Origin of the sequence: Marinobacter sp. ATCH36 (assembly GCF_023555055.1) — a bacterium.
Lineage (GTDB): Bacteria > Pseudomonadota > Gammaproteobacteria > Pseudomonadales > Oleiphilaceae > Marinobacter.
This window is the reverse complement of record NZ_JAMJPL010000008.1, coordinates 43,580-67,657: the sequence shown is the minus strand read 5'-3', so window position 1 is coordinate 67,657 and position 24,078 is coordinate 43,580. Positions and strand designations below refer to the sequence as shown.

The window sequence follows — 24,078 nt, the reverse complement described above, 5'->3', positions numbered from 1 at the left end:
TTGCTTTAGGAAGGGCGAGCCACTTCCCGGGTACAATGTTTCCCAATATAAAGAAGAACGAGCATTGTAGACGGAAAACTGAAGAAATTCTCTTAAATAAAAAACACATATGGAAGAGCTCCTTTAGGAGTTTTCATAACCCGGTGCATGTAACCAGGTATAGGGTGAGCGCGTGTTCGGATTGTTCGGAAAAAAATCCAGTGCTGTCTTGGGTGTGGATATCAGTTCCAGCTCGGTCAAGCTCCTGGAACTATCAAAGCAGGGCGACCGCTACAAGGTCGAAAGCTACGCAGTGGAGCCATTACCGGCCAATGCTGTTGTAGAAAAAAACATCACGGATGTCGAGGCGGTGGGTGAGGTGCTCAAGCGCGTCGCATCCAAATCCCGCACAGGCGTCAAGCAGGTAGCTGTGGCTGTCTCCGGTTCCGCCGTTATTACCAAGCTGATCCAGATGGACGGCGGTCTTAACGAGTTCGAGATGGAAGACCAGATCACACTCGAAGCTGACCAGTACATTCCGTACCCGTTGGACGAAGTGGCTATCGACTTCGAAGTGCAGGGGCCCTCGGAAACCAATCCTGATCAGGTCGATGTGCTTCTTGCTGCGTGCAGGAAGGAGAACGTCGATATCCGCGAAGACGCTCTGGAAATCGCATCGCTGACCACCAAAATTGTCGATGTCGAGGCCTATGCCCTTGAGCGTGCCTACGCGCTGATCGAGTCCCAGCTTGATTCCCAGGGTGAGGAGCTCGTGGTTGCCATTGTGGACGTTGGTGCAACCATGACAACGCTCAGCGTCCTTGCCGAAGGCAAAACGGTCTATACCCGCGAGCAGATCTTTGGTGGCAAGCAGCTTACCGAGGAGATTCAGCGTCGTTACGGGCTGTCTCTGGAAGAAGCCGGTCTTGCAAAGAAGCAAGGTGGTTTGCCAGACGACTATGAGACTGAGGTGTTGACACCCTTCCGTGAAGCAGTCGTTCAGCAGGTCGCCCGGGCGCTCCAGTTCTTCTTTGGCGCCAGTCAGTACAACGCGGTTGACTTCGTAGTCCTGGCTGGTGGCACGGCATCTATCCAGGGGCTGACAGAAATGGTTGAAGAAAAAACAGGCACACCAACGCTGGTCGCGAACCCGTTCGCGGACATGGCGGTTGGTTCCAGAGTGAATGCATCCGCGCTGAGCAACGATGCGCCTTCGCTCATGATTGCCTGCGGGTTGGCAATGAGGAGCTTTGACTGATGGCAAAGATTAACCTCAGACCCTGGCGCGAAGAACTCCGGGCGGAAAAACAGAAACAGTTCGTGGTCATGATTCTCGGTGCGGCCATCATTGCCGGCGGCCTGGTGTTTCTCTGGAATACGGATATGGATAACCGTATCGCCTACCAGGAATCCAGGAACGCGTACATCGAAACCGCGACCAAACAACTGGACAAGCAGATCAGGGAAATCGAAGACCTCAAGCGCAAACGTGACGAGCTGCTCTCCCGCATGCAGGTGATCCAGGATCTCCAGGGTAAGCGTCCGGTCATCGTGAGGGTATTTGATGAGCTGGTTCGAACGCTTCCGGACGGTCTTTACTACACCAGCCTCAAGAAAACCGGTGAGCGGGTGGACATTGTCGGTATGTCGGAATCCAACAGCCGCATATCGTCTTTGATGAGGCGTTTTGAAGGGTCCGACTGGTTCAACGAACCGAATCTATCTAACGTCGCTGCTGCCGATAATGCTCGTGCTGGATACAGCCAGTTCAACCTGTCGGTTCAACAACAAACACCAGAGCCCGAAGGGGAGGACGAGTAATGAGCCTCGCGGACTCACTTAAAAGCCTCAATGAATTTGATATCAACGATCTGGATGTCAATAACGCTGGCATCTGGCCGGCGCCAATCAAGGCAATCGTCGCGCTGATTATTTTCGGCCTGATTCTCGGTGGTGGATACTGGTTCTTTATCAAGGATCAATATGCCCAACTGGAGCGGGTTGAGAATACCGAGCAGGAACTGCGCAAGCGCTATGAGGACAAGGCCTATCAGGTCGCAAACCTCGAAGTCTTCAAGGCCCAGATGGAAGAAATGGAAGAGACGTTCGGTGCCCTGGTAAGACAGCTTCCCAGTGAGACCGAGGTGCCGGGCCTGCTTGAAGACATTACCAATACAGCATTGGGTAGTGGGTTGGACCTGCAAGAGGTCAAGCTGCAGGGAGAACAGCCACGGGATTTCTACGCAGAGCTTCCGATCAATATCCGGGTAACTGGAACCTATCATGAGCTGGCGAGTTTCGTTAGCAGCGTGGCCAGCCTGCCCCGGATTGTGACATTGCATGACTTAACCATAACACCAACAGGCGGTGATGGAGAGCAGCTGAATATGCAGGTTCTTGCACGCACCTACCGCTACCGGGCTGGAGAATGAGCATGGCGAGACAGCATGCGGCAAAAGCCTGGATGGGTATTTGTCTGGTATCTTTTCTGACGGCGTGTTCCCAGGGCAATGGCTTTTCCGACCTGGACAAGTTTATGGCGGACACACGGGCCAAACCCCGTGGACACGTGGAGCCTTTGCCTGAATTCAAGGCGTATGAGGCGTTCAGTTATTCGGCTGCGGACCGCAGGGCACCCTTCGAGCCACCGATTGATGTTCAGCTCACCATGGTTGATCAGGAACCAGTGAGTGACGTTGAACCAAACCTGGATCGGCCGAGAGAAGTCCTTGAGAACTTTGATCTGAAGGCGCTCACCATGGTGGGAACCCTCAGTGATACGTCCGGAAGTCTTTTTGCGCTGATCAGGGACGACCAGGGCGGAATTCACAGGGTGCGCACGGGTAATTACATGGGGCAGAACTATGGACGAATTATCGGTGTCAACGAAACCCGGGTAGAACTAATGGAGATCGTTCCCAATGGCCGGGGCGGATGGGTCGAGCGTCCACGCTCGCTGTCGCTGGATGAAAACGAAGGCTAAGGAGCGGCATTATGACTATTGAAAGAAACATGCATGAACAAAAAAGTTTGGGGTCGAGGCTAGCGATGTTCAGAAAACTCAATGTATACGTCAGCGTGATTGCTTTTGGGTTGTTATCCGGCCTGGCCAATGCGGTCACGCTGGAAGACGTGTCGTTTTCGTCGCTATCCGGAGACCGGGTTGAAGTGACGCTGCAATTTGATGGCCAGCCGCCGGAACCGAGCGGGTACACCATCGAGCGACCGGCAAGGATAGCGGTGGATCTTCGCGATACCACCAGTGGACTTTCCAGCCGCAACATCTCGCTTGGCTCCGGTAATGCCCAGAGTATGACCGTCGTCGAGACCAAGGATCGTACCCGTCTTATCTTCAATCTTGCAGAGCTGGCGCCATATCAAACCGTGCGCAACCAGAACAGCCTGGTAGTGACGATTGGAAGTGAAGGCGGCGCCACCGCTTCTCCTTCCGGTTCATCTTCAACAGCGTCATCCGGAATGTCCGGACAGGCGCCCGAGGCGTCCAGTTCATCCGGTAACGGGCTCGCGGGTGTGGATTTCCGCAGGGGCAGCGACGGCGAGGGCCGAGTGATTGTGGATCTGGGCAGTGCAAGCACGCCGGTTGATCTCTCCGAACTGGGCGGTCGAATCCGTTTAACCATGGATGGCACCAGTGTGCCCGAGAATCTCCGCCGCCGGCTTGATGTGACCGATTTTGCAACGCCGGTGACTCGCATCGATACCTTTACTGAAGATGGCAGCGCGGTTGTGGAAATCCGCCCGGAAGGCAATTATGACTACATTGCCTATCAGTCCGGTTCCCAGTTCACCGTCAGCGTAGAAAAGCTGACGGAAGAAGAGGCAGAATCCCGTCGTGAAGAGAAATTCCCTTACACCGGCGACAAGCTTTCTCTGAACTTCCAGGATATTGAGGTGCGTTCGGTGCTGCAGTTGATTGCAGACTTCACCGGTCTCAACCTTGTTGCCAGTGATACGGTCAGCGGCAGCATCACCCTGCGCCTGCAGAATGTCCCCTGGGACCAGGCTCTGGACCTGATTCTGAAAACCAAGGGGCTGGACAAGCGCCAGATCGGCAATGTGTTGCTGGTTGCCCCCGCTGACGAAATTGCGGCCCGTGAAAGACTGGAGCTGGAAACCAACAAGCAGATTGCCGAGTTGGCCCCGGTTCGCCTGGATATCATTCAGGTCAACTATGCCAAGGCAGCGGATGTCGTGGCTCTGATCCAGGCCGACGAAGAGCTGATTTCCTCGCGCGGGTTTGTTTCCTCCGATGCCCGTACAAACACCATCAGTGTTCGCGAGACTTCGGAAAAACTGGACGAAATCCGTCGCCTGGTTTCAACCTGGGACGTGCCGGTACGGCAGGTCTCTATTGAAGCTCGCATTGTCCGGGCACAAACCAACGTAGCCGAGAACCTTGGTGTTCGTTGGGGCGGTGCGGCTTACGATGTCAACGGTGACAACGTCATTTCCGTGGGTGGTTCCCAGGGTGCTGTTGAAGAGGCCCGGCAGGCAGCAGGCGGTACCAACAACACGATCACCTTCCCGGGTGCGCTGGCTGTCGACCTTGGTGTTTCTGGTGAAGGTGCATCCTCCGTTGCCATCGGCTGGGGCAGCGACGACTTCCTGGTAGATCTGGAATTGTCGGCACTGGAAAGTGACGGCCAGGCGGAAGTGGTTTCCCAGCCACGCGTGGTAACCGCTGACCGCCAAACTGCCAAGATCAAGTCCGGTGAAGAGATTCCCTATCAGGAGGCCGCTTCCAGTGGTGCAACCTCGGTCTCCTTCAAGGAGGCAGCACTGTCCCTCGAAGTGACCCCGCAGATTACTCCGGACGACAAGATTATCATGGACCTGGTGGTCAATCAGGATTCCCGGGGTGAGGTGACAGCCGGTATCCCGGCCATCAACACCAACGAAGTGACCACTCAGGTTCTTGTCGGCAACGGCGAGACCGTGGTTTTGGGCGGTATCTTCCAGTCAGAAGTGGCAACCACCACCACGAAAACACCGTTCCTGGGCGATATCCCCTACCTGGGTCGCCTGTTCAAGCGTACCGAGCATATCGATGAGCGGAGCGAACTGCTGATCTTCATCACACCGAAGATCATCAAGAGCGACCTGATTCAGTAATTCGGCCGCACGTGAGAAAAACCGCCGTCCCACGAACGGCGGTTTTTTTTGCCTGTCCGTTTTTCGAAACTTATGGAAAACGTTACCCTGTGCTATTCTCACCCGCCAGAATGTTGATGAGCGGAAGTTATGTCCTTGCCAAAACGAATAGTCCTGGTTGGCCCGATGGGGGCCGGCAAAAGCACGATTGGCCGCATGCTGGCCAAAGAGCTGGGCTATCGTTTTCTGGATTCCGATCGCATTATTGAGGAGCGCTGCGGGGCGAATATTCCCTGGATTTTTGACGTTGAAGGCGAGGATGGTTTTCGCCAGCGTGAAACCGCGATGCTGACGGAGTTGTCAGAGTACCCGCAAACAGTCCTGGCGACTGGCGGTGGCGCCATAATGCGCGAGGAAAATCACGCTCACCTGAAGCGTGATGCGATTGTGGTCTATCTGAAAACCTCGATAGAGCAACAGGTGGAAAGGACCCGGCGGGACAGAAACCGCCCCCTGCTACAGAACGATGATCCTGAAGCCGTTCTCAGGAACCTGTTCGCCATCCGGAATCCGATCTATACAGAGCTTGCCGATGTTGTCATGTTCACTGATCGAAAAAGTCCGAGGCTGGTTGTGCGCCAACTTGTAAATCGCATTAATCCCCGGACACCGAAGCACAAAAGACAGATACGCAAGGAAGGCAGAAATCATGCGTGATTCAGTGCGGGAACTGACGGTAGACCTGGGTGATAGAACCTATCCGATCATCATCGGGCAGGGCCTGCTGGGTGACTACGACCTGACACCATTCGTTCAGGGAAAGCAGGTCATGATTGTGACCAATGAAACAGTTGCTCCCCTCTACCTTGAATCTGCCCGCGCCTGTTTTCCCGGGAAGCAGGTGGACACCGTAGTGTTGCCGGATGGTGAAAGGTTCAAGGACTGGCAAACGCTGAATCTGATATTCGACCAGCTGCTGGAAAAGCGCCACTCACGGAAAACGACCCTGGTTGCGCTGGGTGGGGGTGTAGTGGGGGATATGACCGGTTTTGCTGCTGCGTCGTACCAGCGCGGTGTGCCATTTATCCAGATACCGACCACGCTGCTTTCACAGGTGGATTCTTCTGTTGGGGGGAAAACAGGCATCAATCACCCGCTCGGTAAAAACATGATTGGAGCCTTTCATCAGCCTGAAGTGGTGCTCATTGACACTGACAGCCTCAGAACACTTCCGCCCCGGGAGGTATCGGCTGGTCTGGCAGAAGTGATCAAGTATGGATTGATCCGCGATACCGACTTTCTCGGTTGGCTTGAACAGGAGGTAACCTCTCTCGTTGGCCTGGAAACCGCGGCTCTTGTGGAGGCTATCTATCAATCATGTGCCTGCAAAGCGGATGTTGTGGCGCTGGATGAGAGAGAAGGCGGGTTGCGCGCAATCCTGAACCTAGGTCATACCTTTGGCCATGCCATAGAGACATTTGCTGGGTATGGTAACTGGCTGCACGGCGAGGCGGTGGGAACCGGCATGATGATGGCCGCGGACCTTTCCCTGCGCCAGGGAATGATCAGTGAGGAAGATCGGGACAGAGTGACACGGATTATTCGGTCGGCTAATCTGCCCGAGCATGCGCCTCCCGGTATGACACCGGAAGACTTTCATCGCCTCATGGCTGTTGACAAGAAAAACGTTGATGGCACGCTACGGCTGGTCCTGCTTCGGGCACTGGGTGACGCGGTGGTGACGGACGAGGTGGACGTATTGAAACTGGATGCGGCACTTCGAGCGTTCTGCGTTGCCTCTGATGGTTCAGGCATCTGAGATATGGCTGATCAGGGGCTCAATAGTCTTGATGGCGGCGGCCTTTTTCCGCGATTGCAGGAAAGATACGGTTTGAGGGCGAATCCACTGGATATGGAAACCCCCTTTTTTCCCGATGGCTCACGTCATCATGCCCTGGAAACACTCCGTCATCTTTGCGGGTTCGGTGACCTTGCACTGTTGTTGACCGGTGACCAGGGAGCAGGAAAAAGCCGTTTGTTGGCAGAATTGGTCAGAAGTGAATCTGCCCGACTTGATTTCCACCGTCTTCCCGCCGCAGCACTGACCAGTACACAGGCGCTTGCCCGTGCCTTGCTTGCCATAGCGCACAAGGGACTGAAACCGGGTGAGGGCGCGCGCGACTCGGTGTATGGATTTTTTCGATGGTCTGAAAGCAGGGCGCGGAAGGGTCAGCGCATGGTTTTGTTGATCGACGACGCAGATAGGGCGCCTGCAGAGGTTGTCAGACTGGTGTTGGCGGCTTTCCAGGGCGCTGATCGCTCTGCTGCCGCTGTACCGGTGTTCAGTGGTAGCGGTCAGCTGATAGACGCCTTGCGGCTGTCAGGGGATGGCGATGGCGTGCACCAGATTCACCTTCGCCCGCTCACCAGAGAGGAGGTTTTCTCCTATCTGGAGCCCAGAGTCCACCGGGCAGGTGGAGATGCAAAGGTGCTACTAACGCCGGCCAGGATCTCGCATATACACAGCCTTAGCCAGGGCAGTTTTTCTCGACTGAAGCGAGTTACGCCGACAGTGTGGCTGGATATGGCGTCGGTCGGAAGTGGGAACGAGCGCCGGCGATCATTCCCCATGCCACTCAATCTTCGTTGGCCAGCGCTTGCTTTGGTGATTTTGGCTGGTTCCTGGTGGCTGGTGTCGCAGCAATACGATGACTCGGTGGCCCGGGAACAAGTAGTGCCGGAGCCGAAAACTGTGCGGAAGAGTATTACCATCGGCCCTGATAATCCTGAACCTGAGTCTATTGGCCCGGCTATCGAGCCGTTGACGGCCTCACCCGAATTGACAGCGGACGCGCCTCCCTCGCAGCCTGCTCCAGAGCCAGAGCCAGAGCCAGAGCCAGAGCCAGAGCCAGAGCCAGAGCCAGAGCCAGAGCCAGAGCCAGAGCCAGAGCCAGAGCCAGAGCCAGAGCCAGAGCCAGAGCCAGAGCCAGAGCCAGAGCCAGATTTTTCACCGGCAAGGCCATCTCACTTTATGGCTCTTGGCGATGTGAGGGCCAATCAGGGCTGGACAGTGCAGCTGATTGCCGGCATTCGCGAGCAAACAGTGCTGAACCTGGTTGATCAGTACAGCTCAATCTCCGGTATCCTTTACACCCACACCGAAAGGCAAGGGCAAGACTGGTTTGTTGGCTTTTACGGAGACTTTTCGTCAAGGGCGGCGGCCCGCGAAGCAGTTGAAGGTCTTCCTCAGGCACTTCGGAATCAGACTCCCTGGATCCGGCGTATGCGTGATTTCTGATTGTGTCCAGTCGAGTTGGTTGCATCAGCTCTGTTGGTCGCAATGCTCGTAACCGGCCGTTTCGCGCCCTAAAATAAAACCTCTTTGGTTTGAGTACGTATTTCTACGCGTGTAAAATGACCAGCCCCCATTTTCAGTGTCAAAGGGCAGGATTTCCGTGTATTTCAGGATATCCCTTTGATTGAAAAGCATTTCTACGCGAGAGAACGCTTATGATGACAGGTTTGTATCATCCCGATGAGTTCAGGGACAATTGCGGCTTCGGCCTGATCGCCCACATGAAGGGCGAGGCCAGCCACAAGTTGTTGCAAACTGCCATCGAGTCGCTGACCTGCATGACCCACCGCGGTGGTATCGCTGCAGACGGAAAGACCGGCGATGGTTGTGGCCTCCTGATCCAGAGCCCCGATGCTTTTTTGCGCAAGGCTGCGAAAGCGGAATTTGGCAAGGAGCCAGAAGGGCTGTTCGCTGTGGGCCAGGTATTCCTTAGTCCCGACGAGAGTAAGGCAGCCGCGGGTCGCGCAGCATTGGAAAAGCGCCTCACCGAGCAGGGCCTGGAAATCATGGGTTGGCGCAAGGTGCCCACCGATGACAGTTGCCTCGGGCCCATGGCGCTGGATTGTCTGCCGTGGATTGAGCAGGTGTTCGTGGTTCCCGCAGCAAAGACTGAGCGGGAATTTGCCATCGCACTGTTTGTTGGCCGCCGCCATGCCGAGCGGGACATGGCCGACGATGCCGAGTTCTATATCTGCAGCCTTTCCCATCGCACCTTGGCCTACAAGGGGCTGATGATGCCCGCGGACCTGGCCAACTTCTACAGGGATCTGGGCGATCCGGATCTGCAGACAGCCATATGTGTATTCCACCAGCGCTTCTCCACCAACACCATGCCGCGCTGGCCGCTGGCTCAGCCGTTCCGGTATCTTGCTCACAACGGCGAGATCAATACCGTTGATGGCAACCGCAACTGGGCCATCGCCCGTGCCGCCAAGTTCAGCGCGCCGGAGCTGCCGGATCTGCAAACCCTGCAGCCACTGGTCAACCTGACCGGTTCCGACTCTTCGAGCATGGACAATATGCTGGAAGTGCTGCTGGCCGGCGGAGTGGATCTGTTCCGTGCCGTGCGGATGATGATTCCACCTGCGTGGCAGAATGTGGATACCATGGATTCCGAGCTTCGGGCCTTCTACGAATATAACTCCATGCACATGGAGCCCTGGGATGGTCCGGCTGGCCTGGTTCTCTCGGATGGCCGCTATGCCGTCTGTATGCTTGACCGCAATGGCCTGCGTCCTGCTCGTTGGGTAATCACGAAAGATGATTTCATTACCCTGGCGTCGGAAATTGGCACTTATGGGTACAAGCCCGAGGACGTGGTTGCAAAAGGCCGGGTAGGACCGGGCCAGATGCTGGCGATTGACACCGAATCTGGCGAACTTCTGCATACCAAAGATGTGGATAACCGCCTGAAGTCGGCCCAGCCTTACAAGCGTTGGCTTCGGGAGAACTCTCTGCGGGTTGAAACCACGCTGAACCAGGAGACACCAGAATTTAAACTGATGCAGTCGGATGAGCTTCATGTTCATCAGAAGATGTTCATGGTGTCCTATGAGGAGCGTGATCAGGTACTGCGCCCCTTGGCTGAAAATGGCCAGGAAGCGGTGGGATCGATGGGTGATGATACTCCCATGGCGGTCCTGTCCAGCCGCGTACGGCATGTGGCGGATTACTTCCGGCAGAAGTTTGCCCAGGTAACCAACCCGGCGATAGACCCATTGCGGGAATCCATCGTGATGTCGCTGGAAACCTGTATTGGCGCCGAGAGAAACGTGTTCGAGGAAACCGCGGAACACGCCAACCGGATTATCCTGACAACACCGGTGCTGTCACCGGCCAAGTTCCTGAAGATTGCCAATAACGATCGGCCCGGCTTTGAGGTTGCCCGCATCAGCATGAGCTACAGCCCGGAAATGGGGCTTGAGAAGGCTGTGCAGAAGGTATGCGATGACGCCGAGCAGGCTGTGCGCGATGGCAAGGTTATCCTGATCCTCACCGATAAGGATCTGAAAGAAGGTGAGCTGCCGGTGAATGCCATGATGGCAACAGGCGCGGTGCATCACCACCTGGTCAAGAAGGGGCTGCGCTGTGACTCCAACATCCTGGTAGAAACCGGCTGGGCTCGTGACCCTCACCACTTTGCAGTTCTGTTCGGCTTTGGTGCCACGGCGGTTTACCCGTATCTGGCGTATCAGGTACTCAATGACCTGATCCGTACCGGCGAACTGATGATGGACCCCATTGATGCAAAGAACAATTATCGCAAGGGGATCAACAAGGGGCTGCTGAAGATTCTGTCCAAAATGGGTATTTCCACCATCACCTCATACCGGGGTGCCCAGTTGTTTGAGGCTATCGGTCTGGCAGATGATGTGGTTGATCTGTGTTTCAAGGGGGTTCCCAGCCGAATCCAGGGCGCGGGATTCTTCGATTTCCAGCAGGATCAGGAGCAGTTGGCAGCCTTGGCCTGGAAACATCGCAAGCCGATTACCCAGGGCGGTCTGCTGAAGTATATACACGGCCAGGAATATCACGCCTTCAACCCGGATGTGGTCGGCAAGCTCCAGGAAGCTGTAACCAGCGGGGATTATGGACATTACATGGAGTACGCAGGGCTGGTAAACGAGCGCCCGGTCTCCACGTTGCGGGATCTGCTTGGTTTCCGGAAGGACATCAAGTCCATCGACCTGTCGGAAGTGGAACCGGTGGAGAATATCTTCCCGCGCTTTGATTCCGCCGCCATGTCCCTGGGTGCGCTGTCTCCAGAGGCCCACGAAGCTCTGGCTGTGGCCATGAACACCCTCGGTGGACGTTCCAACTCCGGCGAGGGCGGGGAAGATCCGGCCCGTTACGGCACCGAGAAGCGTTCCAAGATCAAGCAGGTCGCATCGGGCCGCTTTGGTGTTACTGCTGAATATCTGCGTAGTGCTGATGTCATGCAGATCAAGGTTGCCCAGGGAGCCAAGCCGGGCGAAGGCGGCCAGTTGCCGGGTGGCAAGGTCAACGACCTGATTGCCCGTCTGCGATACTCGGTGCCGGGTGTAACGCTGATTTCACCGCCGCCGCACCATGACATCTACTCGATTGAGGATCTGGCACAGCTGATTTTCGATCTCAAACAGGTCAATCCCAACGCCCTGGTTTCCGTGAAGCTGGTATCAGAGCCCGGGGTGGGCACGATCGCTGCTGGCGTGGCCAAGGCCTATGCGGATCTGATTACCGTTTCCGGTTACGACGGCGGCACGGCGGCTAGCCCGCTGACCTCCATCCGCTACGCCGGTTCTCCCTGGGAACTGGGTCTGAGTGAAACCCAGCAGGCTCTGCGTGCCAACGATCTGCGGGGCAAGATCCGTCTGCAAACCGATGGCGGCATCAAAACCGGCCTGGATGTGGTTAAAGGCGCTATTCTGGGTGCGGAAAGCTTCGGTTTCGGTACCACGCCGATGGTGGCCCTGGGTTGTAAGTATCTGCGGATCTGTCACCTCAACAACTGTGCAACCGGTGTTGCTACCCAGAATGAACACCTTCGGGAAGAGCACTTCAAAGGCACCGTCGAAATGGCCATGAATTTCTTCCGCTTCGTGGCGGAAGAAACCCGCGAGTGGCTGGCGAAGCTGGGCGTGCGCAGTCTGGAGGAGCTGGTAGGCCGCGTTGATCTGCTGGAGCGCCTGCCGGGTGATACCCCGCGCCAGAAGAAACTGGACCTGACGCGCTTGCTGTCGAACGACCAGATACCGGCGGACAAGCCCAACACCTGTCAGGTAGAGCGTAACCATCCCTTCGACGAAGGCAGGCTGGCCGAGCAGATGGTGAAGGATACCGCTGAGGCTATTAATGCCAAAGAGGGTGGTACGTGGTCGTATCGCGTTACCAACTGCGATCGCTCCATTGGTGCACGGTTATCTGGCGAGATTGCCCAGTTGCACGGCAACCAGGGCATGGTGTCTGCTCCCGTCACGCTAGAACTGACCGGCACCGCTGGCCAGAGTTTCGGGGTCTGGAATGTGGGCGGCCTTAATCTTCATCTTGAGGGGGATGCCAACGATTACGTCGGTAAAGGCATGACCGGTGGTAAGCTGGTGATCCGGCCGCCATCCGGAAGTACCTTCAAATCCCAGGAAACGTCCATTGTGGGTAATACCTGCCTGTACGGTGCAACTGGCGGCAAGTTGTTCGCCGCTGGTACCGCCGGCGAACGGTTCGGTGTCCGTAACTCCGGGGCCCACGCCGTTGTGGAAGGCACCGGTGATCACTGCTGTGAGTACATGACGGGTGGCCTGATAACCGTTCTGGGTACTACTGGCCATAACTTCGGCGCCGGAATGACCGGTGGTTTCGCTTATGTGCTGGACTTGAACAACACCTTCGTGGACAAATACAACCACGAGCTGGTGGAAATTCAGCGGATCTCCAGCGAAGACATGGAGTCCTACCGGAACCACCTCCGTGGTGTTGTCCGGGAGCATATTTCCGAAACCGCGAGCGAATGGGCAGAGCATATTCTTGACAATTTCGACGACTACATCGGCCGCTTCTGGCTGGTCAAACCCAAGGCCGCGAACCTTCGCAGCCTGCTGGCCAGCACCCGGGCACGCCCCGAGTAACGGCTGATGCAAAAGGTTTGGGGCGTTACCTGTGTTGTAGCGCCTGTGTCGAAATTGAGTCTGATGAGAGCTTCATAATGAAAGAACGACTGAGTAACGACTTCCAGTTTGTCGAAGTAGGGCGTGTTGACCCGAAAAAGGTACCGGCAAAGAAGCGCAAGAAAGAGTTTGGTGAAATCTATCACCCATTCACCCAGGATCATGCGGCATCTCAGTCGCACCGATGTCTGGAGTGCGGTAATCCGTACTGTGAGTGGAAGTGTCCTGTGCACAACTATATTCCCAACTGGCTGAAGTTGGTGTCGGAAGGCAACATCATGAAAGCGGTGGAGTTGTGCCACCAGACCAACTCACTGCCGGAAGTCTGCGGGCGAGTCTGCCCCCAGGATCGTCTTTGTGAGGGGGCCTGCACCCTCAACGATGGTTATGGTGCTGTGACCATCGGGTCTGTCGAGAAATACATTACCGACACGGCCTTCGCTCTGGGCTGGAAGCCAGATATGTCCGCGGTGAAGTGGACTGACAGGAAGGTTGCGGTGATTGGTGCCGGCCCGGCAGGGCTTGGCTGTGCAGACGTACTGGTTCGTAACGGTGTCAAACCGGTGGTTTTTGACATTTACCCGGAAATCGGTGGTCTGCTGACCTTTGGTATTCCCGAGTTCAAGCTTGAAAAGTCAGTAATGAGCCGCCGCCGCAAGATATTCGAGGAAATGGGTATGGAATTCCGCCTGTCCACGGAAGTGGGCAAGGATGTGGCAATGGCGGACATTCTGGCCGAGTACGATGCCGTATTTATGGGCATGGGCACCTACACCTATATGAAGGGTGGTTTCCCGGGCGAGGACCTGCCGGGCGTTCATGATGCCTTGCCGTTCCTGGTGTCGAACGTAAACCGCCGCCTTGGCTTCGAAAAAGAAGCCGAAGATTTCATCGATATGAAAGGCAAGCGCGTTGTGGTTCTCGGTGGCGGTGATACTGCCATGGACTGTAACCGCACATCTATTCGTCAGCAGGCAGCAAGCGTTACCTGCGCTTACCGTCGTGACGAGCAGAACATGCCGGGTTCTCGCCGTGAAGTCGCGAATGCGAAGGAAGAGGGCGTCAAGTTCATGTTCAACCGTCAGCCCATTGCCATTATCGGTGAGGACAGGGTTGAGGGTGTGAAAGTGGTTCAGACCCGCCTTGGTGAACCCGACGAGAACGGGCGCCGCCGTCCGGAAGTAGTTGCCGGCAGTGAGGAAGTTATTCCTGCGGATGCTGTGCTGGTCGCCTTTGGCTTCCGCCCGAGTCCTGCTGACTGGTTTGATGAGCAGAAGGTGACGACTGATGACTCCGGGAGGGTCACCGCACCTGAGGAGACGGAATTCGGCTTCCAGACCAGCAATCCCAAGATTTTCGCCGGCGGCGATATGGTCCGCGGCTCGGATCTGGTCGTAACGGCTATCTGGGAAGGTCGCCAGGCAGCGGAAGGTATCATGGATTACCTGGATATCTGATCGCCTCCGGTATTTGACCCGGATCAGAAGGGCGGCTTGCTGATGGTGAGCCGCCCTTTTTTATTGCCACAAACCGGGTATCATTGCCCTCCAAACTTTTGACAGACAGCAGACTGGGAATGCTATGACCGAGCTGAAAAATGACCGTTTCCTGCGTGCGCTGATGCGTCAGCCCGTTGATCGCACACCGGTATGGATGATGCGTCAGGCCGGCCGATATTTACCGGAATATCGTGCCACCCGCGCCAAAGCGGGGGATTTTCTCAGTCTATGCAAGAATACGCCCCTGGCCTGCGAAGTTACCCTGCAGCCACTGGAACGTTTCCCGCTCGACGCCGCCATCCTGTTCTCGGATATCCTGACCATTCCGGATGCTCTGGGGCTTGGCCTGTATTTCGAAACCGGAGAAGGCCCGAAATTCCGCAATACCATCCGCTCCGCGGCAGATGTCGCCGCGTTGCCGAAGCTGAATGCGGAAGTGGATCTGGACTACGTAATGAATGCGGTGTCCACCATCCGCGGCGCGCTGAACGGTAGCGTCCCGCTGATCGGCTTCTCTGGCAGCCCCTGGACCCTGGCCACCTATATGATCGAGGGCAGCTCATCTAAGGACTTCCGCGAAGCCAAGAAGTTAATGTACGGCCAGCCGGAAGTCATGCACCAGTTGCTGGACCACCTGGCGGACTCGGTGATTGATTACCTGAACAGCCAGATCCGTGCCGGCGCCCAAGTGGTACAGATTTTTGATACCTGGGGCGGTGTGCTGAGTAGCTGGGCGTACCAGGAGTTCTCGCTCAATTACATGAAGAAGATTGTGGCGGGGCTGATCCGTGAGAAGGACGGCCGTAAAGTGCCGGTGATCCTGTTCACCAAGAACGGCGGCCAGTGGCTGGAGTCTATTGCTGAATCCGGGGCCGATGCCGTGGGCCTGGACTGGACAACGGACATCGGAAACGCCCGTGCGCGCATCGGAGATAAGGTTGCCCTGCAGGGCAACATGGATCCGGCGATGCTCTATGCGCCTCCCGAGCGGATTCGTCAGGAAGTGGCGGACATTCTGTCGCGCTATGGCACTGGGCCTGGGCACATATTCAACCTCGGGCATGGTATTACCCCGGACGTTGATCCGGAGCATGCCGGGGCGTTTATTCGTGCTGTTACCGAGCTCAGTCCTTCGTATCATAAATAAGATTGGTAGTTGGGAGTGTTGTGGTTGCCGGGCCATTCCAAAACACGCCCGTAAATACGTCCCTGTAGGGCTCGGTCGCGCCATCCCTGGCGCTCCACGGTTTTGGAACGGCCCGGCAACCACCCTTTGTCGCACTCTCAGTTAACGCGCCGAAGACTGATCTGTTGTGTGCGAACGCTAGATAGATGCTTCTGTGCGGTCTATAGTCATAGCAGACAGGATCGGTAAAGGAGTAACCCTTGCCAGCCAAAACCCCCGAAAAACGTCGTTTCCACAGAATCTCCTTCGATGCCGAGTGTGAGCTGCATTGTCAGGAGGAAGTGTGGCGTACCGAGGTATTGGATATTTCACTGAAGGGCGTTCTGGTGAAGCGACCGGAAGGGTGGAACGTTCCGCTGAAACAGCCGTGCGAGGTGATTATCCACCTTGATGATCATAAAACGGCGATCGTGATGGCGGTGGAGCTACGGCATGTCGAAGAGCAGCGGCTGGGGTTCAAGTGTCAGTATATTGATCTCGAGAGTGCAACTCATCTGAAGCGGCTGGTGGAGTTGAATTTAGGGGATCAGGCGTTGCTGGAGAGGGAGTTTGCTCATTTGATTGAGTAGGCGGATGGTATCTACGGTTTTCAAGAGGTAACTGTAGAGCCTGTGGGGAGGGGTTGGTAACACCTTTCCAAAAATGTGCGGAGCCATGGATGGCGTAGCCCAAGCGCACAGGGATGTGCTTGAAGCGTTTTTTGGAAAGGTGTTACCAACCCCCTCCCATGCACCCAACAAAGCAGGCTAGGTTCCAGAGCCTAAAGCTCGTCCAAAGCCGAAAGCGCATCACTAAGCTTGGTCACCGGAATAACCTTCATTCCCTCAATAGCCTTGCGAGGCGCATTGGACTTGGGCACCAGGGCGCGGGTAAAGCCGTGCTTGGCGGCTTCGTAGATGCGTTCCTGGCCACTGGGCACCGGTCGGATCTCACCGGAAAGGCCGACTTCCCCGAAGATCACCAGATCCTGGGGCAGGGCGCGGTCGCGGAATGACGACACAATAGCGGCCAGCAATGCCAGATCCGCACTGGTCTCGTTGACCTTCACGCCTCCCACCACATTCACAAACACATCCTGATCCGACACATGCATGCCCCCGTGGCGATGTAAAACCGCCAGAAGCATTGCCAGCCGGTTCTGGTCCAGGCCTACAGCCACGCGCCGGGGATACCCCCCCTGGGCCATATCCACCAACGCCTGGATCTCCACCAGCATCGGCCGTGTGCCCTCCCAGACCACCATCACCACGCTGCCAGGCGCCGCTTCCTCGCCCCGGTTCAGGAAAATCGCGCTGGGATTTTTTACCTCTTTCAGACCCTGCTCCAGCATTGCAAAAACACCCAGCTCGTTGACCGCGCCGAAGCGGTTCTTTATGCCTCGCAGGGTGCGGTAGCGGCTGTCGCTCGAGCCTTCCAGCAGGATGGAGCAGTCGATCATGTGCTCCAGCACCTTTGGCCCGGCCAGGCTGCCATCCTTGGTAACGTGGCCCACAAGGAACAGGATAGTGCCGGTCTGTTTGGCGAAACGGGTGAGGTAGGCTGCGCTTTCGCGAACCTGGGAGACACTGCCCGGAGCGGATTCGGACTCGGCTACATGCATCACCTGGATACTGTCCACCACCAGAATGCGGGGTTTTTCAGCCTCCGCGACCTGCATAACCCTTTCCACACTGGTTTCAGATAGCATTTTCAGGTCTTTGGTGGGCAGTCCCAGGCGCTTGGCCCGCATGGCAACCTGCTGCAGCGATTCCTCACCGGTCACGTAGAGTGCCGGCACACTGGAGGCGAGATGGCAGACGGCCTGTAGCAGCAGGGTGCTTTTTCCGGCACCGGGGTGACCGCCCATGAGGACGGCGGAGCCTTCCACCAGGCCGCCGCCAAGCACCCGGTCAAACTCCTGCATGCCGGAACTGATGCGAGGCTGTTCGGCCAGGCTGACGTCGTCCAGGCTTTTTACTTCCGAGAGGCTGCCTGCAAAGCCTTCAAAGCGAGCGCCGCGGGCACCCCTGGCATTGCCGCCACTGACGCCGCGAACCTCGCTGATGGTGTTCCAGGCGTGGCAGGCAGTGCACTGGCCCTGCCACTTGGAATAGTCTGCACCGCATTCCGTGCAGACATAGGCAGTTTTGGTTTTTGCCATTACGCCAACTTCTTGTACTTCATGCGCTGGGGCACCATCGCCGAATCGCCCTTACGCTTCTTGTGATCCTCATCGTACTCGCTGAAGTTACCTTCGAAGTAGATCACTTCGCCGTCGTCCTCGAACGCCAGGATGTGGGTAGCCACGCGGTCCAGGAACCAGCGGTCGTGCGAGATCACCAGCGCGGAGCCGGGGAAGTTCAGCAACGCTTCTTCCAGTGCCCGCAGGGTTTCCACGTCCAGGTCGTTGGTGGGTTCGTCCAGCAGCAACACGTTGCCGCCTTCTTTCAGCAGTTTGGCGAGGTGCAGGCGGTTGCGTTCACCACCGGACAGGTCAGCGACCCGCTTCTGCTGGTCAGCGCCCTTGAAGTTGAAGCGTCCTACGTAGGCTCGCGACGGAGTCTCGTAGTTGCCGATCTTGATGATGTCGTTACCGTCGCTGAGTTCTTCCCAGACGGTGTTATCACCATTGAGATCCCGCATCTGGTCCACGTACGCCAGCTTTACGGTCTCGCCAACGGTGATAGTGCCGGAATTCGGTTTGTCGTGCCCGGCAATCATCCGGAACAGCGTAGACTTGCCCGCACCGTTACCACCGATAATGCCCACGATGGCGCCGGGGGGTACACTGAACGATACGTTTTCATATAGCAGGTGGTCGTCGAAGGACTTGCTGATGCCGTCTACCTCGATCACCTTGCTCCCAAGGCGAGGGCCGGGCGGGATGTAAAGTTCGTTGGTTTCATTCCGCTTCTGGAATTCCTGGGAGCTCATCTCCTCAAAGCGGGCCAGACGGGCCTTGCTTTTGGACTGGCGGCCCTTGGCGTTGGTGCGAACCCATTCCAGTTCCTGCTTGATGGTCTTCTGGCGGGAGACTTCCTGCTTGGCCTCAACCTCCAGACGTTTTTCCTTGTTCTCCAGCCACTGGCTGTAATTGCCTTCAAACGGAATGCCCTGGCCACGATCCAGCTCCAGAATCCAGCCGGCGACGTTGTCCAGGAAATAGCGGTCGTGGGTAATAGCAACCACGGTGCCCGTAAAGTCGTGGAGAAAACGCTCCAGCCAGGCTACGGACTCCGCGTCCAGGTGGTTGGTAGGCTCGTCCAGCAGCAGCATATCGGGGCTCGAGAGCAACAGGCGGCAAAGTGCCACGCGGCGACGCTCACCACCGGACAGGTTTTTCACCATGGCATCCCACGCCGGCAGGCGCAGTGCATCAGCAGCAACTTCCATCTTGCGCTCAATATCGTGGCCATCGCTGGCCTGAATGAATGCTTCAAGTTCCCCCTGCTTCTTGGCGAGTGCGTCGAAGTCAGCATCCGGCTCCGCGTAGTCGGCATAGACCTGATCCAGTTGCGCGAGGGCGTCGTGAATGCCGGCAACGGACTCATCGACTATTTCCTTGACGGTTTTATTGTCGTCCAGCTCCGGTTCCTGTGGCAGGTAGCCCACGTTGATGCCAGGCTGTGGACGGGCTTCGCCAATGTAATCCTGATCTATACCCGCCATAATACGTAGCAACGTGGACTTACCGGCGCCGTTGAGGCCCAACACGCCAATCTTGGCGCCAGGAAAGAAGCTCAGGGAAATGTCTTTAAGAATTTCGCGCTTGGGAGGAACCACCTTGCCCACGCGGTTCATGGTATAGACGTATTGGGCCATGTTGTCAGAATCCTCTTGCGAATTAAGAGATTGGGTCACTGTCAGGCAAAGGCCATCGGGCAGGGCGATCCGGGATCGTCAAAATCATGGATGATTTTGTCGAGCGTACAGGGACGTATTCACAGCGTATCCCGGATCGCCCTGCCCGATGGCCGTAACTCCAGAGTCAGTAGCCGCAACCAGTGAATATTGACCGAGTAAGGTATCGAAACCAGTCAGGGATAGCAATTGAGCGAAAAGCGCAGGTGGCGGAGTGTCGGTATCTGCGGACAGCACAAAAGATGATTTTTTACCCATTTGTAAGATAGAATAGCGGCCCATTTTTTCGGGTAGCCACGCACACAGGGGCAGCGCATCAATGTTTAATCGTGATATGAAAATCGCCGGCTTTGACGACGAACTCTGGAACGCCATGCAGGCGGAAGAGAAACGCCAGGAAGCTCATATCGAGCTGATCGCGTCTGAGAACTATACCAGCCCGAGGGTGATGGAAGCCCAGGGTAGCGTGCTGACCAACAAGTACGCGGAAGGCTATCCCGGCAAGCGTTATTACGGTGGCTGCGAATTTGTCGACATCGCAGAAGACCTGGCCATCAGCCGCGCCAAAGAGCTGTTCGGTGCCGCTTATGCCAACGTTCAGCCGCACTCGGGCTCGCAGGCCAACTCTGCTGTCTTCATGGCGCTGCTCAAGCCGGGTGATACCGTGTTGGGCATGAGCCTGGCCCATGGCGGCCACCTGACCCACGGTGCCAGCGTCAACTTCTCCGGCAAGATCTACAACGCCGTGCAGTATGGCCTGAATCCCGAGACCGGCCTGATTGATTATGATGAAGTTGAAAGCCTGGCTCTCGAGCACAAGCCCAAGATGATTATTGCCGGCTTCTCTGCCTATTCCCAGGCATTGGACTTTGCCCGCTTCCGTGAGATTGCTGACAAGGTGGGCGCTTACCTGTTTGTCGATATGGCGCATGTGGCAGGCCTGGTGGCCGCCGGTGTCTATCCTGATCCGATTCCCCACGCCCACGTTGTGGCGACCACCACCCACAAGACTCTGCGCGGGCCCCGTGGCGGTCTTATCCTCGCCTGCGATGATGCGGACCTGCAGAAAAAGTTGAATTCCGCGGTATTCCCCGGAGGCCAGGGTGGCCCGCTGATGCATGTGATTGCTGCCAAGGCGGTGTGCTTCAAGGAAGCCATGAGCGATGAGTTCAAGGCATATCAGAAGCAGGTCATCAAAAACGCCAAGGCCATGGCGGAGGTGTTTGTCTCTCGCGGATTCGATGTGATTTCCGGGGGTACCGAGAACCACCTGTTCCTGGTCAGCCTGATCAAGCAGGACATTACCGGTAAGGATGCAGACGCCGCTCTTGGCCGTGCCCACATCACCGTGAACAAGAATGCGGTTCCGAATGACCCGCGCTCACCGTTCGTGACATCTGGCCTGCGTATCGGTACTCCGGCGGTGACCACCCGAGGCTTCGGTGAGTCCGAGTGTCGCGATCTGGCGGGCTGGATGTGCGATATTCTGGATAACCTGGAAGACGAAGCTGTTAATGACCGGGTTCGTCAGCAGGTCGAAGGCCTGTGTGATCGTTTTCCGGTTTACGCCGGCTAATCAGCCTGAACGCATCGTCAGGCCCGCTGCATTGCAACGCCTGACGGTTTGCAGGAGCTTCAGTTTATGCATTGCCCTTTCTGTGGTGAAGCGGATACCAAGGTAATCGACTCCCGGCTGGTGGCTGAGGGTGATCAGGTGCGTCGCCGCAGGGAGTGTCTGTCCTGTCGTGAGCGTTTTACCACGTTTGAATCAGCCGAGCTGGTGATGCCCCGTGTCGTCAAACAGGATGGCACCCGCCAGCCATTTGATGAAGAAAAGCTCAGGGCCGGCTTGATGAAAGCGCTGGAAAAGCGCCCTGTCAGCATTGAGGAAATCGAGGCGGCACTCAATCGCATCCGATTCAGGTTGCGGGCTACTGGCGAGCGGGAAGTAAAATCCATGCAGCTCGGCGAAGAGGTGATGACGGAACTGCGGCAATTGGACAAGGTCGCCTACGTGCGTTTTGCCTCGGTATATCGCAGCTTTCAGGATATTAACGAGTTCAAGGAAGAGATTGAGCGGCTTTCCGCTACATCGGGCGACGACCCCCTGAATGTGGCCAAGGTTCTGGCAGACAACCATTCTTCTGAAGGAAAGGCATGATCGACGCCCAGGACACGGCTTACATGGCCAGGGCGGTGCAACTCGCATGGCGCGGCCGCTATTCCACGCATCCCAACCCCCGTGTGGGTTGCGTCATTGCCCGCGGCAACAGGGTTGTTGGGGAAGGTTGGCATGAACGAGCGGGCGAGGCTCATGCCGAGATTCGCGCACTGAGCCAGTCCGGCCCGGATGCCCGCGGCGCAACGGCTTACGTGACACTGGAGCCCTGCAGCCATTTTGGGCGTACACCGCCCTGTGCCAAGGCCTTGATTGAAGCTGGCGTTGCTCATGTGTTTGCTGCCACCAAAGATCCCAACCCTTCGGTGTCAGGTCGTGGCCTGGATATGCTTCGGGCGGCGGGAGTGCGGGTAACAGAGGGCTTGCTGGCTGAAGAAGCCGTGCGGTTGAACCCTGGTTTCATGAAGCGAATGAACGTTGGCCGGCCTTACGTTCGGCTCAAAATGGCCGCCAGTCTGGATGGCAGAACGGCCATGGCCTCGGGCGAGAGTCAATGGATTACCGGGGCAGAGGCACGTCGTGATGTTCAGCGGCTGAGGGCCGTCAGCGACGCGATTCTGACCGGCGTGGGAACCGTGCTGGCGGACAATCCCTCCCTGACCGTACGACGGGGCGAGCTGGGCGATATTGGTGATGCCACGGAGCCGTCACGCCAGCCGTTGCGTGTAATTGCGGACCGGGATGCACGCACACCTCCCGGCGCTACCATACTCCAGGGCGGCAACGTTCAGGTTTATTGCGCCTCACCGGCACTTGTAACGGCACAGGCCCAGGACCTCGCGGCGCTTGGGGTGGGCTTGACAGGTGTTGCCTGGAAAGACAACGGAATCGATGTCCATGAACTGCTGGACTCACTGGGTGAGCTGGGGATCAATGAGCTCCTGGTGGAAGCTGGCCCGACACTGGCCGGAACCTTTATCAACGAACGCCTGGTGGATGAGCTCTGGCTTTATCAGGCGCCGGTGTTCCTTGGCAGCACGGGGCGGCCAACCGCCAATCTGCCACTGGAATCCATGGCGGACAAGGTACAATGGAAAGTACTGGATCGCCGTCAGCTGGGTGAGGATCAACGTTTGATCCTGGCACCGGCTTAACGGGTATTAAATTCATGGTGGGCCGGTGCCAATTGCAGGGCGGTCAGACCAAAAGGGTGCAAAAACGGTATGGCACTGAACAGCATTGAAGACATTATTGCAGACATTCGTCAGGGCAAGATGGTTATCCTGATGGACGATGAAGACCGGGAAAACGAAGGTGACCTGGTGATGGCTGCCGAGCACTGCACGCCAGAGGCCATCAACTTCATGGCCCGGTTTGGCCGTGGCCTGATCTGTATGCCCATGACCCGGCAACGGTGTGAACAACTTGGCCTGCCGTTAATGGTGCAGCAGAATGCATCTGGTTTTGGAACCAAGTTCACTCTCTCGATTGAGGCAACAGAAGGTGTGACAACGGGTATATCAGCCGCCGACCGTGCCCGCACTGTGCAGGCTGCGGTCGCCCGAAATGCCACGGCATCGGATCTGGTTCAGCCGGGGCATATCTTCCCGCTTATGTCGGACCCGGGCGGCGTCCTCAGCCGTGCTGGCCATACGGAGGCTTCCTGCGACCTGGCGGCTCTGGCAGGATGCGAACCAGCCGGCGTGATCTGCGAAATCATGAACGACGACGGCTCCATGGCCCGCCGTGAGGACCTCGAGAAATTTGCCGAGGCTCATGACCTGAAAATTGGCACGATTGCCGACCTGATACACTATCGTACACTGAACGAGCGCACTATCGAGTGTGTCGAGCAGTATGATCTTGATACCGAGTACGGTGTGTTCAACCTGCGTACTTATCGCGACAACATCCAGGGTTCCACGCACCTGGCGATGGTGATGGGGGACATAGTTGCCGATGATCCGGTGCTGGTTCGCGTGCACATTACAGATACCCTGCGAGATCTGTTGGGCGCTCGCCGTGTGGATTCCCGTAGCTGGCCGCTCCATCATGCCCTGGAAAAGGTTGCCAGCGAAGGTCGTGGTGTAGTGGTTCTGCTAAACAGTGCGGAAGACAGCTACAATCTCGAAGACCGCATCCACGAATTTTTCGAGCAGGACAGCAAGTCTGCTGGCAAGGGCAGTTCTGGTGTCTATTTTACAGTCGGCACCGGCTCACAGATTCTGAGGGATCTCGGCGTTGGTAAAATGCGGCTTTTGAGCCCACCCATCAAATTTTCCGCGATTTCCGGTTTTGAGCTGGAAGTTGTGGAATACGTGCCTTACACCCCCGAATGACGAACC

18 protein-coding genes are annotated in these 24,078 nt (G+C 56.8%); 16 read left to right on the top strand and 2 right to left on the bottom strand.

Annotated elements, in window-relative coordinates:
- Nucleotides 1–172 precede the first annotated feature (172 nt).
- The 12 genes from M8010_RS18275 to M8010_RS18220 all read left to right on the top strand — a co-directional run bounded on the left by M8010_RS18275 (nt 173) and on the right by M8010_RS18220 (nt 16,343).
- Nucleotides 173–1,237 carry a pilus assembly protein PilM gene (locus M8010_RS18275; protein WP_250094155.1) on the top strand — a complete coding sequence of 355 codons (1,065 nt, stop codon included), beginning with the start codon at nt 173–175 and terminating at the stop codon, nt 1,235–1,237.
- On the top strand, nt 1,237–1,800 hold the full coding sequence (locus tag M8010_RS18270; RefSeq protein WP_250094154.1) for a PilN domain-containing protein: 564 nt from the start codon (nt 1,237–1,239) through the stop codon (nt 1,798–1,800). The genes M8010_RS18275 and M8010_RS18270 overlap by 1 nt, the downstream gene beginning before the upstream one ends.
- On the top strand, nt 1,800–2,411 hold the full coding sequence (locus M8010_RS18265) for a type IV pilus inner membrane component PilO (protein WP_250094153.1): 612 nt from the start codon (nt 1,800–1,802) through the stop codon (nt 2,409–2,411). Before M8010_RS18270 ends, M8010_RS18265 begins: the two co-directional genes overlap by 1 nt.
- A gap of 2 nt (nt 2,412–2,413) precedes the next feature.
- Entirely contained in the window at nt 2,414–2,962 is a 549-nt protein-coding gene (locus M8010_RS18260; protein WP_250094152.1) for a pilus assembly protein PilP, read from the top strand.
- A gap of 65 nt (nt 2,963–3,027) precedes the next feature.
- Nucleotides 3,028–5,112: a type IV pilus secretin PilQ gene (locus M8010_RS18255; protein WP_250094259.1), complete on the top strand. Its 2,085-nt coding sequence runs from the start codon at nt 3,028–3,030 to the stop codon at nt 5,110–5,112.
- Nucleotides 5,113–5,241: 129 nt separating this feature from the next.
- Nucleotides 5,242–5,808, top strand: coding sequence for a shikimate kinase AroK (gene aroK / locus M8010_RS18250; RefSeq protein ID WP_250094151.1), 567 nt, complete (start codon nt 5,242–5,244; stop codon nt 5,806–5,808).
- Complete coding sequence (gene aroB / locus M8010_RS18245; RefSeq protein WP_250094150.1) at nt 5,801–6,910, top strand: 3-dehydroquinate synthase; 1,110 nt, start codon at nt 5,801–5,803, stop codon at nt 6,908–6,910. The genes aroK and aroB overlap by 8 nt, the downstream gene beginning before the upstream one ends.
- A gap of 3 nt (nt 6,911–6,913) precedes the next feature.
- Nucleotides 6,914–8,389: an AAA family ATPase gene (locus M8010_RS18240; protein WP_250094149.1), complete on the top strand. Its 1,476-nt coding sequence runs from the start codon at nt 6,914–6,916 to the stop codon at nt 8,387–8,389.
- 212 nt (nt 8,390–8,601) lie between these two features.
- On the top strand, nt 8,602–13,050 hold the full coding sequence (gltB, locus tag M8010_RS18235) for a glutamate synthase large subunit (RefSeq protein WP_250094148.1): 4,449 nt from the start codon (nt 8,602–8,604) through the stop codon (nt 13,048–13,050).
- Between the two features lie 77 nt (nt 13,051–13,127).
- On the top strand, nt 13,128–14,546 hold the full coding sequence (locus M8010_RS18230; protein ID WP_250094147.1) for a glutamate synthase small subunit GltD family protein: 1,419 nt from the start codon (nt 13,128–13,130) through the stop codon (nt 14,544–14,546).
- 124 nt (nt 14,547–14,670) lie between these two features.
- Nucleotides 14,671–15,735, top strand: coding sequence for a uroporphyrinogen decarboxylase (gene hemE / locus M8010_RS18225; protein ID WP_250094146.1), 1,065 nt, complete (start codon nt 14,671–14,673; stop codon nt 15,733–15,735).
- Nucleotides 15,736–15,974: 239 nt separating this feature from the next.
- Nucleotides 15,975–16,343: a PilZ domain-containing protein gene (locus M8010_RS18220; protein WP_250094145.1), complete on the top strand. Its 369-nt coding sequence runs from the start codon at nt 15,975–15,977 to the stop codon at nt 16,341–16,343.
- 191 nt (nt 16,344–16,534) lie between these two features.
- Here M8010_RS18220 and radA read toward each other — a convergent pair whose 3' ends face one another.
- Both radA and ettA read right to left on the bottom strand, forming a co-directional pair.
- Nucleotides 16,535–17,914, bottom strand: a complete 1,380-nt coding sequence (radA, locus tag M8010_RS18215; RefSeq protein WP_250094144.1) for a DNA repair protein RadA — start codon at nt 17,912–17,914, stop codon at nt 16,535–16,537.
- The gene (ettA, locus tag M8010_RS18210) at nt 17,914–19,575 is read right to left on the bottom strand and encodes an energy-dependent translational throttle protein EttA (protein WP_250094143.1); all 1,662 of its coding nucleotides are present in this window, start codon (nt 19,573–19,575) and stop codon (nt 17,914–17,916) included. Before ettA ends, radA begins: the two co-directional genes overlap by 1 nt.
- 358 nt (nt 19,576–19,933) lie before the next feature.
- Here ettA and glyA point away from each other — a divergent pair, with 358 nt between their 5' ends.
- From glyA to ribBA, 4 genes are all read left to right on the top strand, one after another.
- Nucleotides 19,934–21,190, top strand: a complete 1,257-nt coding sequence (glyA, locus tag M8010_RS18205) for a serine hydroxymethyltransferase (RefSeq protein WP_250094142.1) — start codon at nt 19,934–19,936, stop codon at nt 21,188–21,190.
- A 66-nt stretch (nt 21,191–21,256) separates the two neighbouring features.
- Nucleotides 21,257–21,775 carry a transcriptional regulator NrdR gene (nrdR, locus tag M8010_RS18200; protein WP_250094141.1) on the top strand — a complete coding sequence of 173 codons (519 nt, stop codon included), beginning with the start codon at nt 21,257–21,259 and terminating at the stop codon, nt 21,773–21,775.
- The gene (gene ribD, locus M8010_RS18195; protein ID WP_250094140.1) at nt 21,772–22,887 is read left to right on the top strand and encodes a bifunctional diaminohydroxyphosphoribosylaminopyrimidine deaminase/5-amino-6-(5-phosphoribosylamino)uracil reductase RibD; all 1,116 of its coding nucleotides are present in this window, start codon (nt 21,772–21,774) and stop codon (nt 22,885–22,887) included. Before nrdR ends, ribD begins: the two co-directional genes overlap by 4 nt.
- Nucleotides 22,888–22,956: 69 nt before the next feature.
- On the top strand, nt 22,957–24,072 hold the full coding sequence (gene ribBA, locus M8010_RS18190) for a bifunctional 3,4-dihydroxy-2-butanone-4-phosphate synthase/GTP cyclohydrolase II (protein WP_250094139.1): 1,116 nt from the start codon (nt 22,957–22,959) through the stop codon (nt 24,070–24,072).
- Nucleotides 24,073–24,078 lie beyond the last annotated feature (6 nt).

Excerpts from the sequence above, each read along its gene's own strand:
- M8010_RS18270 (WP_250094154.1), top strand. The coding sequence starts at position 1,237 with ATGGCAAAGATTAACCTCAGACCCTGGCGCGAAGAACTCCGGGCGGAA.
- M8010_RS18265 (WP_250094153.1), top strand. The coding sequence starts at position 1,800 with ATGAGCCTCGCGGACTCACTTAAAAGCCTCAATGAATTTGATATCAAC.
- M8010_RS18260 (WP_250094152.1), top strand. The coding sequence starts at position 2,414 with ATGGCGAGACAGCATGCGGCAAAAGCCTGGATGGGTATTTGTCTGGTA.
- M8010_RS18255 (WP_250094259.1), top strand. The coding sequence starts at position 3,028 with ATGTTCAGAAAACTCAATGTATACGTCAGCGTGATTGCTTTTGGGTTG.
- aroK (WP_250094151.1), top strand. The coding sequence starts at position 5,242 with ATGTCCTTGCCAAAACGAATAGTCCTGGTTGGCCCGATGGGGGCCGGC.
- aroB (WP_250094150.1), top strand. The coding sequence starts at position 5,801 with ATGCGTGATTCAGTGCGGGAACTGACGGTAGACCTGGGTGATAGAACC.
- M8010_RS18240 (WP_250094149.1), top strand. The coding sequence starts at position 6,914 with ATGGCTGATCAGGGGCTCAATAGTCTTGATGGCGGCGGCCTTTTTCCG.
- gltB (WP_250094148.1), top strand. The coding sequence starts at position 8,602 with ATGATGACAGGTTTGTATCATCCCGATGAGTTCAGGGACAATTGCGGC.
- M8010_RS18230 (WP_250094147.1), top strand. The coding sequence starts at position 13,128 with ATGAAAGAACGACTGAGTAACGACTTCCAGTTTGTCGAAGTAGGGCGT.
- hemE (WP_250094146.1), top strand. The coding sequence starts at position 14,671 with ATGACCGAGCTGAAAAATGACCGTTTCCTGCGTGCGCTGATGCGTCAG.
- radA (WP_250094144.1), bottom strand. The coding sequence starts at position 17,914 with ATGGCAAAAACCAAAACTGCCTATGTCTGCACGGAATGCGGTGCAGAC.
- ettA (WP_250094143.1), bottom strand. The coding sequence starts at position 19,575 with ATGGCCCAATACGTCTATACCATGAACCGCGTGGGCAAGGTGGTTCCT.
- glyA (WP_250094142.1), top strand. The coding sequence starts at position 19,934 with ATGTTTAATCGTGATATGAAAATCGCCGGCTTTGACGACGAACTCTGG.
- nrdR (WP_250094141.1), top strand. The coding sequence starts at position 21,257 with ATGCATTGCCCTTTCTGTGGTGAAGCGGATACCAAGGTAATCGACTCC.
- ribD (WP_250094140.1), top strand. The coding sequence starts at position 21,772 with ATGATCGACGCCCAGGACACGGCTTACATGGCCAGGGCGGTGCAACTC.
- ribBA (WP_250094139.1), top strand. The coding sequence starts at position 22,957 with ATGGCACTGAACAGCATTGAAGACATTATTGCAGACATTCGTCAGGGC.